This is a genomic window from Camelimonas sp. ID_303_24 (assembly GCF_053543495.1).
The window spans coordinates 55109-68973 of sequence record NZ_JBLLJM010000002.1; the positions used below are offsets into that span (position 1 = coordinate 55109).

General features: G+C 66.3%; 9 protein-coding genes. 8 read left to right on the forward strand and 1 reads right to left on the reverse strand.

The window, feature by feature from the left end; all coding sequences use genetic code 11:
* Positions 1-116: 116 nt before the first annotated feature.
* The 8 genes from dusB (at position 117) to hflX (ending at position 11364) form a co-directional block, all read left to right on the forward strand.
* Entirely contained in the window at positions 117-1073 is a 957-nt protein-coding gene (gene dusB / locus ACERNI_RS00850) for a tRNA dihydrouridine synthase DusB (RefSeq protein ID WP_448831786.1), read from the forward strand.
* A 149-nt stretch (positions 1074-1222) separates the two neighbouring features.
* Complete coding sequence (locus ACERNI_RS00855; protein WP_448831787.1) at positions 1223-2287, forward strand: two-component system sensor histidine kinase NtrB; 1065 nt, start codon at positions 1223-1225, stop codon at positions 2285-2287.
* A 4-nt stretch (positions 2288-2291) separates the two neighbouring features.
* Positions 2292-3788: a nitrogen regulation protein NR(I) gene (gene ntrC / locus ACERNI_RS00860; RefSeq protein WP_448831386.1), complete on the forward strand. Its 1497-nt coding sequence runs from the start codon at positions 2292-2294 to the stop codon at positions 3786-3788.
* 293 nt (positions 3789-4081) lie between these two features.
* A complete protein-coding gene (locus ACERNI_RS00865) occupies positions 4082-6355 on the forward strand; it encodes an ATP-binding protein (RefSeq protein ID WP_448831387.1) in 2274 nt (757 codons plus the stop codon).
* Entirely contained in the window at positions 6352-7722 is a 1371-nt protein-coding gene (ntrX, locus tag ACERNI_RS00870; RefSeq protein WP_448831388.1) for a nitrogen assimilation response regulator NtrX, read from the forward strand. Before ACERNI_RS00865 ends, ntrX begins: the two co-directional genes overlap by 4 nt.
* Complete coding sequence (locus ACERNI_RS00875) at positions 7719-8579, forward strand: D-amino-acid transaminase (protein ID WP_448831389.1); 861 nt, start codon at positions 7719-7721, stop codon at positions 8577-8579. The genes ntrX and ACERNI_RS00875 overlap by 4 nt, the downstream gene beginning before the upstream one ends.
* Positions 8580-8774: 195 nt before the next feature.
* Entirely contained in the window at positions 8775-9026 is a 252-nt protein-coding gene (gene hfq, locus ACERNI_RS00880; RefSeq protein WP_448831390.1) for an RNA chaperone Hfq, read from the forward strand.
* 898 nt (positions 9027-9924) lie between these two features.
* Entirely contained in the window at positions 9925-11364 is a 1440-nt protein-coding gene (gene hflX / locus ACERNI_RS00885; RefSeq protein ID WP_448831391.1) for a GTPase HflX, read from the forward strand.
* A 123-nt stretch (positions 11365-11487) separates the two neighbouring features.
* On the opposite strand, the gene ACERNI_RS00890 is transcribed toward hflX, so the two are convergent.
* Positions 11488-13590, reverse strand: a complete 2103-nt coding sequence (locus ACERNI_RS00890; RefSeq protein ID WP_448831392.1) for a M3 family metallopeptidase — start codon at positions 13588-13590, stop codon at positions 11488-11490.
* Positions 13591-13865 lie beyond the last annotated feature (275 nt).

Genomic DNA, 13865 nt, shown 5'->3' on the forward strand with positions numbered 1-13865 from the left:
CTCTGGCGCTGGAGGCGGCGCGCCGGTAAAAGACATGGATCATGAACGACCAGGCGAGGCGTGGTTTTCACGCCATTGACAAACTGCGGGCCGGGGGCGGCGCGGCGCTGGCGCCCATGTCCGGCGTGACGGACGTCGGCTTCCGGCGGCTTGCCGGGCGCTTTGGCGCGTCCCTCGTGGTCTCCGAAATGGTGGCCTGCCGGTCGTTCGCCCATGGCGACGCGGAGGCGTCCACCCGCGCCGAAGGTGCTGGCGTCGATGTGCATGTGGTGCAACTCGCCGGGTGCGAGGCGCACTGGATGGGCGAGGGCGCCCGCGTCGCCGAGGCGGCCGGGGCCCATGTCATCGACATCAATATGGGCTGCCCGGCGCGGAGCGTCACCGGCGGCCAGTCCGGCTCGGCGCTGATGCGCGATCTGGATCACGCGTTGACGCTGGTGGAGGCGACCGTCGCGGCGGTGACGGTTCCGGTGACCTTGAAAATGCGCCTTGGCTGGGACGATGCGACGCGCAACGCGCCCGAACTGGCGCGACGGGCGGCGGCGGCCGGCGTCGCCATGGTGACGGTGCACGGACGCACCCGCCAGCAATTCTACAAGGGCAGCGCCGATTGGCGCGCGATCCGGGCGGTGCGCGAGGCGATCGCCCTGCCGCTCATCGTCAATGGCGACATCGCCACGGCTGACGATGCGCGCGTGGCGCTGGAGCAGTCCGGAGCGGATGCGGTGATGGTTGGTCGCGCCGCCCTGGGGCGGCCGTGGCTGGTGGGTGAGATCGCCGCCAGCCTCACCGGCGCGACCCACCAGGCGCCGGACCATGCGCAGCAGGTCGCCGCCATGTGCGAGCACTATGAGTGCATGATTGGCCTCTATGGCGTTGACGTGGGCGTGCGTCACGCCCGCAAGCATCTGGCCGCTTTCGCCGGGTACGCCGGCGCCCCCGCCGAACTGCGCGCCGCCCTGACCGCGGCGCGCCAGCCGCACGAGGTGCTGCGCATGCTGATGGCCATTCCGGATCGTTCCTCCCGAAACACCGCTCCCCAGGCGCCGGCCCGTCAGGACTTCGCAGCATGAGCAAACCGTCAGGCGTCGCCAGCATCCCGGATTCCAGGCAGGCACCTGACGCAGGCGCAATTTCCAGGCAGGCGCCTGACACGGGCGCAGTTTCCACGAAGACGCCAGACGCAGGCGCGGTTCCCGACGCGGGGGACATTCTCAACGTCATGCCGGCGCCGATCATGACCGTCGGTCCGGGCAACCGCGTGCTGTATGTCAATGTGGCTGCGGAGGATTTCTTCGAGCAGAGTCGCGCCGTGCTGCAACGCCGCACGCTGAACCAGGTGTTTCCATTCGGCTCGCCAGTTCTGGCGATTGTCGAGGATGCGCGCCAGCGCAAGACCAGCGTTAACAGCTATGGCGTGGCCATTGAGCGGCCCTGGTCGCCCCGGGTGCGGGTGAGCGATATTTTCGCAGCGCCGATGCCGGACAATGATGAAAATATCATCATTGTGCTTCAGGAGCGGACAATTGCCGAAAAATTGGACAGGCAATTGACCACGCGCAGCGCAGGGCGCTCGATGAGCGTGCTGGGATCAATGCTGGCGCATGAAATCAAGAACCCGCTTTCTGGCATTCGCGGCGCGGCGCAACTTCTCGAACAGTCGGCAAGCGAAGAGGACCAGGAGCTGACCCGCCTGATCTGCGACGAGGCTGATCGCATCGTCAAGCTGGTCGAGCGCATGGAGTTTTTCAGCGACGAGCACCCGGCCAGCCGTGAGCCGGTCAATATTCACGGCGTGCTCGACCATGTGCGCAAGCTGGCGCTGAGCGGGTTTGCCCGCCACATCCGCATCAACTGCCACTACGATCCGTCGCTGCCGCCCGTCTACGCCAACCGGGACCAGCTGATTCAGGTGTTCCTCAACCTGGTCAAGAACGCCGCCGAGGCCATTGGCCGGGACGCGCAGGACGGCGAGATCAACCTGACCACGGCCTTCCGCGCCGGCATTCACATCCAGACGCCGGGATCACGGCAGAAAACCAGCCTGCCGCTGGAATTCTGCGTCACCGACAATGGTCCGGGCGTGCCGCCCGACATGCTGCCAGACCTGTTTGATCCCTTTGTCACCACCAAGATGCAGGGAAGTGGCCTGGGTCTTGCATTGGTGGCGAGGATCATCGGCGACCATGGAGGCGTCGTTGAATGTGAATCGGTGGCGCACAGGACCGTGTTTCGTGTCCTGATGCCCATGTACTCGGCCCATGACGGCCGGGGGACGGAGGCTTGAACCCATGGCTCGCGGACAAATCCTGCTCGCTGACGACGACGCCGCAATCAGGACCGTGCTGAACCAGGCGCTGACGCGGGCGGGCTACGAGGTGCGCGCCACCGGCCAGGCCTCGACCCTGTGGCGCTGGGTGGAGCAGGGCGACGGCGATCTCATCATCACCGACGTGGTGATGCCGGACGAGAACGCCCTAGACGTGCTGCCGCGCATCAAGAAGCTGCGGCCGGACATGCCGATCATCGTCATGAGCGCCCAGAACACCTTCATGACGGCGGTGCGCGCCTCCGAGCGCGGCGCCTATGAATATCTGCCGAAGCCTTTCGACCTGAAAGAGCTTGTCGCCATTGTCGGCCGGGCCATTTCGCGGCCGCGCGGCCAGGGCCTGGCGACCCAGAACCAGGATGGCGACGACATTCCGCTGATCGGCCGCTCCGCCGCCATGCAGGAAATCTACCGCGTGCTGGCGCGGCTGATGGCCACCGACCTCACCGTGATGATCACCGGCGAATCCGGCACCGGCAAGGAATTGGTGGCGCGGGCGCTCCACGACTACGGCAAGCGCAAGGGCGGCCCGTTCGTCGCCGTCAACATGGCGGCGATCCCGCGCGACCTGATCGAGGCCGAACTGTTCGGTCACGAGAAAGGCGCCTTCACCGGCGCCGCCCAGCGCAGCGCCGGCCGCTTCGAGCAGGCCGAGGGCGGCACGCTGTTCCTCGACGAGATTGGCGACATGCCAATGGAGGCGCAGACCCGCCTGCTCAGGGTGCTGCAGCAGGGCGAATACACCACTGTCGGCGGCCGCACGCCGATCCGCGCCAATGTCCGCATCGTCGCCGCCACCAACAAGGATCTGCGCGGCTCAATCCAGTCCGGCCATTTCCGCGAGGACCTGTATTTCCGCCTGAACGTGGTGCCCCTGCGCCTGCCGCCGCTGCGCGAGCGTCTTGAGGACATTCCGGACCTGATGCGGCACTTCTTCTCGCTGGTGGAGAAGGAAGGGCTGCCGCGCAAGCAGATCGACGCCGAAGCCATGGACCGGCTGAAGCGCTACCGCTGGCCCGGCAACGTGCGCGAACTTGAAAACCTGGTGCGGCGCCTGGCGGCGCTGTATCCACAGGACATCATCACCGCGCCGATCATCCAGGCGGAGCTTGAGCCGACGCCAGCGGCCACGGCAGGCGCTCCGGCCCCGCAGCACCAGCAGGCGCCGGTCATGTCGGCCCCCGCCATTGTCGCCACCGTTGGCGGGGACAATCTGTCGGCCTCGGTGGAGCAGCACCTGGTCAATTATTTCTCGGGGTTCCGTGATGGATTGCCGCCGCCTGGCCTCTATCACCGCATCCTGCGCGAAGTCGAAGGACCACTGATCGGCGCGGCGCTCTCCGCCACGCGCGGCAACCAGATCAAAGCCGCCGAATTGCTGGGCCTCAATCGCAATACCCTGCGCAAGAAGATCCGTGATCTGGACCTGCAACTGGTTCGCTCTGCGCGGGTGCGCTAGGGCTGGCGCCGCCGCCGGGGAAGGGGTGGCTGGCGGCAAAATGGTCAACCCGTTGTCAGAGGGCGGGACGGATGTTCCCGCTGCCTCCAGAATGTCGTATTTCAACAACACTGTGATGATTGTGCCGACACACTGATTCCGCCGGCCGCATCGGCGGCGCGGCGGTCTGTCTGTCTGTCGTGTTTTCCGGCGCAAGGCTGGGGAGTGGCTGTCGCGCCTGTCCAGATCGCCATGCCTGTCCAGGTTGCCATGCCTGTCCAGGTCGTCGCGTGGGTGTTGCTGAAGGGGCGTGCTTGAGCATCGACAATACGGCGCATACGGACATCGCCGCGGGCGCGCGGCAGACTGCCTCGCGCGGATCTGAGCCGGGGCAGCGCGTTTCCGGCGTGCTTGGCGTCATCCTCGTTGTCTGTGCGCTGACCTGCGCCTTTTCCACCTTCCTTGTTCTGGCCGGCATGACGCCGATCCTGCCCACCCATGTGGTGGTGGCGTGGATGCTGGGCGTCAATGCGGCGCTCGTGGTGGCGCTGCTGGTTGTCGTGCTGGCCCAGACCGTCAGCCTGTGGCGGGCCCGGCGGCGCGGCGCGGCGGGCGCCGGGCTGCATGTCCACATCGTCAGCCTGTTCTGTTTCGTCGCGGCCGTTCCGGTGATTCTCGTGGCCGTGGTGGCCTCGATCACCCTGGAGCGTGGGCTCGACCCCTGGTTCATCAGCTCGATCAAGGCGCTGATGTCCAATACGGTGGAGATCGCCAAGGAGTATCGCGACGCCCAGTGCCGGACCGTGGTGCGCGAAGCCAATCTGATGGCTGGCGACCTGAACCGGGCCCGGGTGCTCTACGACGCCGACCGGAAGCTGTTTCACGACTTTCTGCAATCACGCTCGGCTTTTCTCGGTTTCCCGATCACCATCCTGATGACTGTGGACGGCTCGGTGGTGGAGCGCTTCGACAGCGGCCAGATTCTCAATGTTCCCTTGCCGACGCGCGAGGATCTGCAGAACGCCACCGACAGCGACGCCACCTGCCTGATCCCTGGCAACCGCAATGTGTTCGGCGCGGTTCAGAAAGTGCCGGAACTGAACGGCATGGTTCTGTTCGTCGCCCGCACCGTCGACCCCAAGGCCGTCGCCTTTTTGCCCATGGCCGAGGCGGGCGTCGCCTATTACCAGGTGCTTGAAGAGAAGAAGCTCGGCATCCAGATCGCTTTCGCCTCGATGTTCGCGCTGGTGGCGCTGATCGTGCTGCTGTCGGCGCTGTGGTTCGGCATGAGCTTCGCCAACCGGCTGGTGACGCCGGTGCGCCGGCTGATCCACGCCGCCGACCAGGTGGCGAGCGGCAACTATTACGTCCAGGTGCCGGCGCAGAAGTCTGGCGACGATCTTGGGCACCTTGGCGAAACCTTCAACAAGATGACCGGGCAGTTGCGTCGTCAGCACGATGGGCTGGTTTCCGCCACCGAGGTGATGGACCGCCGCCGCCGTTTCATGGAGGCGGTGCTGGCGGGCGTGTCGCCCGGCGTGGTCGGCGTCGACGCCGCCGGCGTCATCACCATCGTCAACCCCTCGGCGGAGGCGTTGCTGCGGGCCGGCGCCGGTGAACTGGTTGGCCAGCCGATCCGCCAGGTTCTGCCCGAGGTGAGCGGACTGTTGCAGGAGGTGGGCGAGGGCCGCAGGCTGGTCCAGCGCCAGATCGCCATTGACCGCGACCAGCGCGAGCGCATGCTGAACGTGCGCGTCACTTCCGAGCAGGGCGATGTCAGCAGCGGCGGCGTTGTGGTGACGCTTGATGACATCACCGATCTGGTCAATGCCCAGCGCACGTCCGCCTGGGCGGACGTGGCGCGGCGCATCGCCCACGAAATCAAGAACCCGCTGACGCCGATCCAGCTTTCGGCCGAGCGGATTCGCCGGAAATATGGCAAGGTGATCGTGACCGATCGCGAGGTCTTCGACCAGTGCACGGCGACGATCATCCGTCAGGTCGATGACCTCAAGCAGATGGTCGACGAGTTCTCTTCATTCGCCCGCATGCCGGCTCCGACGATTGATGAGGATGATATTGCCTCGACCATCCGCGAGGTCGTGTTCCTCATGCGGGTGGGCAATCCGGACATCAAATTTGTCGAGGACATGCCGGCCGGGGCGCTCAGGGTGCGCTATGATCGGCGGCTGGTCTCGCAGGCGGTGCAGAATATCGTCAAGAACGCCACGGAAGGCATCAAGGGCATGGCTGATCCGGATGACCGGGCGGCCGGCAAGGTGGAGATCTCCCTGCGCGAGGAGGGAGGCAAGATCGTGATCGACGTCACGGACAATGGCGTGGGCTTTCCCCGTGAGCACCGTAGCCGGCTGCTCGAGCCTTACCAGACGTCGCGCGAGGGCGGCACGGGCCTTGGCCTGCCGATCGTCCTGAAGATCTTTGAGGAGCATGGCGGCGGGCTTGAGTTGCTCGACGCACCCGCGGTCGCCGAAGGCGGCCACGGCGCCCGCGTGCGGTTGTGGTTCCCGCTTGAGGGGGCCGGCGCACGCGCCAGTGAGAAAGCACAAACAGGGAGCCAGACAATATGAGCGCCGACATTCTCGTCGTAGACGATGAAGGCGATATCCGCGATCTGGTGGCGGGCCTTCTGGAGGACGAAGGCTATCGTTGCCGCACGGCGGCGAATTCCGATGAGGCGCTGGCGCTGCTTGAGGCGCGCCGTCCCTCGCTGGTGTTTCTGGATATCTGGATTCAGGGCAGCCGCCTTGATGGCCTGCAACTGCTCGACATCATCAAGGAGCAGCACCCTGAATTGCCGGTGGTGATGATCTCTGGCCACGGCAATATCGAAACCGCCGTCACCGCCATCAAGCGCGGCGCCTATGATTTCATCGAGAAGCCGTTCAAGGCGGATCGCCTGATCCTCGTCGCCGACCGGGCGCTGGAAGCCTCGCGGCTGAAGCGTGAGGTGAAGGAGCTGCGCTCCCATTCGGTGCAGGCCAGCCGGATCGTTGGCAAGTCCGCGCCGGTGAATCATTTGCGACAGGTCGTCGAGCGCGTCGCGCCCACCAATGCCCGGGTGATGATTCTCGGCGCGCCTGGGGTGGGCAAGGAGCTGGCGGCCCGCACCCTGCACCAGCTTTCCGGCCGCGCCTCCGGGCCGTTCGTGGTGGTGAATTCCGCCACGATCACGCCGGAGAACATGGAGAGCGAACTGTTCGGCGTCGAGGGGCAGGACGGGCGCGGGCGCCGCGTCGGCGCCCTCGAGGAGGCGCATGGCGGCACGCTGTATTTCGACGAGATCGCCGACATGCCGATGGAGACGCAGGGGCGCATCCTGAGGGTTCTGGTGGACCAGAACTTCCAGCGCGTTGGCGGCTCCACCCGGGTCAATGTCGATGTGCGGATCATCTCCTCGTCCAGCCGCGATCTGAATGCGGAAATTGCCGCCGGCCGCCTGCGGGAGGATCTCTACCACCGGCTTGGCGTGGTGCCGATCCGCGTGCCGGCCCTGTCCGAACGGCGCGAGGACGTGCCGGAGCTGATCGGCTTCTTCATGGAGCAGATCTCTGTCACCACGGGTCTGCCGAAGCGGGTGATCGCCGAAGACGCCATGGCGGTGCTGCAGTCGCACGACTGGCCAGGCAACGTGCGCCAGCTGCGCAACAATGTGGAGCGTCTGATGATCCTGGCCGGCGGCGACGCCGGAACGGAAGTGGACGCCTCGATGCTGCCGGCGGAAATCGGCTCGCTGGTGCCGAGCACGCCCAATGGCGCGGGCGGTGAAAAGCTGATGGGGCTGGCGCTGCGCGAAGCGCGCGAAATCTTCGAGCGGGAATACCTCACGGCCCAGATCAACCGCTTCTCCGGCAATATCTCCCGCACGGCCGAGTTCATTGGCATGGAGCGCTCGGCCCTGCACCGGAAGCTCAAGTCGCTGGGCATTGGATCTTGAGCCGGGTCGCGTGGGTTAACGGACGTTTCCGCCCGCGTCCGCAGGCGGCCGTCTCGATTGATGATCGCGCCGTGCTGTTCGCGGACAGCGTCTATGAGGTGTGTGAGGTGTTTGGCGGGGCGCTGGTCGACCTCACCGCGCACCTCGAACGGCTTGACCGCTCGTTGTGTGAACTGGCGATGGCCGCGCCGATGGGGCGCCGGGCGCTGACCGTGGTGATGCGCGAGACGGCGCGCCGCAACCGCGTGCGCGACGGCATGGTGTATGTCCAGGTCTCGCGGGGGGCCGCGCCGCGCGATTTCCTGTTCCCGGATCCGCCGGCGAAGCCGACGCTGATTGTCACCGCCCGCAGCATTGACCGCGCCGCGGCTGAGGCGCGCGCCGTCCAGGGCATGGCGGTGATCACCGCGCCAGACATCCGCTGGGGCCGCGTTGACATCAAGACCACCGGCCTGCTGCCCAATGTTCTGGCCAAGGAAGCGGCCCGCGTCCGGGGCGCCCGCGAAGCGTGGCTGACGGATCGCGACGGCTTCATCACCGAAGGCGGTTCCAGCAACGCCTGGATCATCACCCAGGCCGGCGCGCTGGTAACCCGCCCGGCGGACGGCGGCATCCTGCGCGGGGTGACCCGGGGTACGCTGCTGCGCCTGGCGCAGGAGATGGGGCTGGCCGTGGAGGAGCGCCCGTTCACTCGTGTGGAAGCGCTGGCTGCGCGCGAAGCCTTTGTCACAGCCGCGACGACGCTGGTGGCGCCGGTGATCCGCATCGACGATGAGCCGGTTGGCGACGGCAGGCCCGGCGCGCTGACGCTTGAGCTGCGCCGGCGGCTGCATGACGTCGCCGAGATCTCCGCATGATCGTAAAATGGCGCGGGACAGGCGGCGTTATTCTCGCATAATTCTCCCATAATCCCTGCATAACCCTTGCAATTCAAGGCGTTCTGCCTTGTAATACGGAAACCGGTCGAGCCTCCTCCGCAAGCTGATCTGCGGGGCAACAATAAGCTGTAGTCCGTTGCATGGCCGGTTGCGACGCACTCACGAGGTAGAACAATGGCGGGCGATCGCGCGCAGAACCTCCAGGACACTTTTCTTAATCACGTACGCAAGAGCAAAATTCCGCTGACCATCTTTCTGGTCAATGGCGTGAAACTGCAAGGTGTTGTGACGTGGTTCGACAACTTCTGCGTCCTGTTGCGCCGGGACGGTCATTCCCAGCTTGTCTACAAGCACGCCATTTCGACCATCATGCCGGGCCATCCCGTGCAATTGTTTGAACCCGCGGATGAGGCCGACAAGGCCTGACATCTGTCGCGCCTGACGATTTGGCCGGCCGGGGCGAACTGGCGCCGGCGCCGCGGGTTTTGCCCTCCATGGGCTTCGCGCTCCATAGGCTCCGTGCTCCAGGCGCTTCATGCTCCAAGGGCTTCGCGTTTTCGGTCGGGCGCTACGTCCGGTCCGGATGACGGGGGCTCTGTGGCCAGGGCGGGGTGATGCATGGACGTGGCGCGGCTGGTCATTATGTGCAGGACATGACGTGCTGGACGCGGCGTGACTTGGGGTGACTTGGGCGTGGTGATGTTGGCGCCGCTTTGGGGAGTGGCCGGATATCCCGGCGTCAATGCGCCAGGCTTTGCGCTCCTGAATGGCGTTCTTTCTGGAATGGCCTTCACCCGGAAATAATCCGGAGAACTTCGCCCCGCTGCCTCGCCCCCGGCGGCGGCCGCTATTGGCCGTACCCTTCCGCGCGCCCGCATCATTGCGCTGATCCCCACATTGCGTTGATCCAGATATGGAGCCAGCGCGACGTGTTCGCGTAAGGCGCGCAGTCCGGAACCCGACATGGCGCGCCGTCGGCGCACTGCCCCAGCGCTGGCCTCCAGGGCGCCGCCATGGGGGATGGCGGAATAGCGGGGCGCTGGCAGCTGGCGCGCGCCGTCACATTTTCTGTCGCATTGTCATTTCAGGGTGATGCGACGGCGTTTACATTCGCCTTTGCAGCCCCCATCTGATGGCAAGGAAGCAAGGCTTCCCCAAAGGGTTCCCATGTTGCGTCCCGACGGCCGCGTCTGTTGCGGCGAAGGGGCGCGGGAACCAGGAACCGCTCAAATCAGGGAGTTCAGCCACGACCGAGCTGACGAAAGGCCCCGACGCCAAGGCGTTCGAGGCGGAAAAAATCATCGCCGCCCAGGCGCGGACCCTCGTGATCGGCCCTTATCAGAGTGACCGGGCCCGACTGGCGCGGGCTTCCGCAGCGCAAGGCCAGCCGGGCGGCGCGGTCGCTGGCGTGGTGCTGCGCGAGAACGCGGCGCGCCTTGAGGAAGCTGTGGGACTGGCGGCTGCGATCGATCTGACGATCGTGAAGTCGATGATCGCCACCGTGTCGGAGGTGCGGCCCGCCACCTGGTTTGGCAAGGGCAAGATTGCCGAACTGGCGCAGATCATCGCCGATGAGCACATAAGCCTGGTGGTGATGGATTGCGCCCTGTCGCCCGTGCAGCAACGCAATCTGGAGCGTGAGCTGCGCTGCAAGGTCATCGACCGCACCGGCCTGATTCTGGAGATTTTCGGCCGGCGGGCGCATACGCGCGAAGGCGCGCTGCAGGTTGAGCTGGCGCATCTGGAATACCAGCGCAGCCGCCTGGTGCGGTCATGGACTCACCTTGAGCGGCAGCGCGGCGGCTTCGGCTTCCTCGGCGGTCCTGGCGAAACCCAGATCGAGGCTGACCGCCGGCAGATTCGCGACCGCATGGCGCGCATCCAGCGCGATCTCGACCAGGTGCGCCGCACCCGCGGGTTGCACCGGCAGAACCGCAAGCGGGCGCCCTGGCCGACCGTTGCCCTTGTCGGCTACACCAATGCCGGGAAATCGACCCTGTTCAACCGGCTGACCCGCGCCCAGGTGATGGCCGAGGACATGCTGTTCGCCACCCTGGACCCGACGGCGCGCCTGGTTGAGCTGCCGCGCGGCGCCCGGGCAATCCTCTCCGATACGGTCGGCTTCATTTCCGAACTGCCAACCATGCTGGTGGCGGCGTTCCGCGCCACGCTGGAGGATGTGATCGAGGCTGACATCATTCTGCACGTGCGCGACATTTCCCATGAGGACAGCGCCGCCCAGGCCGCCGACGTCATCGCCATCATGGCCGAGCTTGGCGTTGGCGCTCAGGAGACGTCGCGCATCATCGAGGTGTGGAACAAGGCAGACCTGCTGTCGCCGGACGAGCGTCTGCGCCTCGAAACCCTGGCGGCGAACCAGCCGGACGGCGAGCGCCCCGTGCTGGTCTCCGGCGAAACCGGCGAGGGCGTCGAGCGTCTGCTGGCGGCCATCGAGGATCGCATGGCTGGCCGTCGGGCGGTTTATCGCGTCACCCTCGATCCGGCGCGGGGCGCTGACATCAGCTGGCTGCATGAGGAGGCGGAAGTGCTGGACCGGCGGATGGATGAGGACGGCCAGATGGTCATGGCCGTGCGCATCGCCGCCGAGAAGGAGCCGCGCCTGCTGCGCCGCATCAATAACGCCCGCCTCATTCGCGGCGCCGCCGCCCACGCGCCGCGCAACGAGGGCGACGCCAACGCCAGCGAGGAAGAGGTTCAGCGCAAGGGCGACCTGAAGCCCTGGCGCGGCGCGCAGTCCGCCTGAGCGGCTTCGCGCCTGGCAGGCCGTTTGGCCGGCATTTGAGCCGGTTGCGTGAAGGCAATCTCTGCCCATAACAGAAAACGCGGCGCTTTGGGCGCCGCGTTTTCTGTTTGATGGGGCGTGCTTTCAGGCTGCCTGGTCCAGCCCGCGCTTGGCCAGCAGCGCCTGCGGATCGGCCTCACGGCCGCGAAAGCCCAGCCAGGCTTCGCGCGGATCACGCAAATTGCCGGCGGCGTAAACGAAATCACGCAGACGCCGCGCCAGCTCCGGATTGAAGATGTCGCCGCTGTCGCGGAAGGCGGCGAAGCCGTCGGCATCCAGCACTTCGGACCAGAGATAGCTGTAATAGGCCGAGGAATAGCCGTCGCCGGCGAACACATGCAGGAAATGCCCCGGCCGGTGGCGCATGATGATGGCGCGCGGCATGCCGATGTCGTCCAGCGTCGCGCGCTCAAAGGCGTCGATATCGAAGCCTTCGAAATCCGTCTGCTGATGCAGGCGCAGGTCAACCAGCGCCGAGGCGGCGTATTCCACGGTCGCGAAACCCTGGCCTTCATTGCGGCCATCGAGCAGGCGGCGCAGCATCGGCTCCGGCATCGGCTCGACCGTGCGCCAGTGGGTGGCGAAGGCCTGCAACACTTCGGGCTGTTCCAGCCAGTGCTCGTAAAGCTGCGACGGGAATTCGACGAAATCGCGCGCCACGCTGGTTCCCGCAAGGGAAGGATAGGTGACGTTCGAGAGCATGCCGTGCAGGGCGTGGCCGAATTCGTGGAACAGGGTGCGGGCGTCGTCGAAGGACAGCAGGGCGGGCTGTCCGTCCGCCGGCCGTGCGAAATTCATCACGTTGACCACGACCGGCCGCACCTCGCCGTCAAGATTCTGCTGGCTGCGGAACGAACTCATCCAGGCGCCGCTGCGCTTGGACGGGCGGTTGAAATAGTCGCCGTAGAAGACGGCGACCAGCCGGTCGTTGCGATCCGTCACCTCAAAGGCGCGCACGTCATCGCGCCACCGGGGCAGGTCGGCCCGCTCTCGGAAGGTCAGGCCAAACAGGCGCCGCGCCACGTCAAAGGCCGCCGCGATCATCCGGTCGAGCTGGAGATAGGGCTTGAGCCGGGTTTCGTCGAAATCCGACTCGCTCTGGCGGCGACGGGCGGCGTAGTGGCGCCAGTCCCACGGCTCCAGTTCGCCATTGTGGCCATCGGCGATGAACAGCTCCTGCAACCCCTGCTGATCGGCCAGGGCGCGGGCGCGCGCCGGCTTCCACACGGACTGCAACAGCTTGGCCACCGCGTCCGGCGTTTTGGCCATTGAGTCGTCGAGACGGAAGGCGGCGAAACTGTCATAGCCAAGCAGCCGGGCCTTCTCGGCCCGCAGCGCCATGGTCTCGGCAATGATCGCCCGGTTGTCGTGGGCGTCGCCATTGGCGCCCCGCGCGGCGAAGGCGCGAAACGCGCGCTCGCGCAGGTCGCGCCGGGTCGAAAATTGCAAAAAAGGCTCCAGCAGGGAGCGGGACAGGGTGATGACGTAACGGCCCGGCTGGCCACGCTCATTGGCCGCCTGGGCGGCGGCGTTGCGCAGATCGTCCGGCAAACCAGCGAGATCAGCCTCGTCCAGCGCCATTTCCCAGGCGCTTTCATCCGCCAGCACATTCTGGGCGAAGCTGGCGCCGAGGGTGGCCAGCCGGGCGGCGATATCGGAGAGGCGCGCCATGGTTTCCGGCGGCAGACCGGCGCCGGCGCGGCGGAAGCCGGTCTTTTCGCGCTCCAGCAGGCGCGCCTGCTCCGGCGTCAGGCCGGCTTCCGGCACGGCGAGAACACGGGCGAACAGGGCGGGGTCAAGGGCGATGGCGTTATAATGGCGCGCCAGCACCGGAGCCATCTCGCGCTCGATCGCCTGAATCTCCGGCGACGTGTCGGCGCTGGACAGATTGAAGAACAGGTTCGACACACGCGTCAGCTTCGCGCCCGCGCGCTCCATGGCGGCGATGACGTTATCGAAGTTCGCGGGCTCCGGATCGCCGGCTATGGCAGCGATTTCGGCCTTGTGCTCCGTCAGCGCCGCCGCGAACGCGGGGCTGAAGTCGGCGGGTGCGAAGGCGCCGAATGGCGGAACCCCGTGAGGCGTTGTCCAGGGCTGCAGCAGCGCGCCAGGATTGTCGGGCGAGGCGGTGGCGGCGCCCACAGCATGACTGCCAGCGTCGCTGACGGCGGATTTGGGTGTGGTCATGTCCGGGTCCTGAAGCGGTTGCGGCGCGATGGGTAAAGCTACGACGCCAGGAAGTATGAGGCATATGCCGACGCGGCGGTTTCGCACACGATTCGGCTGGCATGTCCGGTCTGTTTGCCCCAGCAATTGCCTGAAGCCATCTTCCTGGAACAGACCGCCGGAGGCGCGCTGAGCCAGCAAGCCTGGGAAGTGATCGGGAATGAACTGCCAGGGAAGATGGGACGCGGGAGCGGGTGGAACTGCCGCGACGGCGTGTTCGGGGAGGCCCCGCCGCA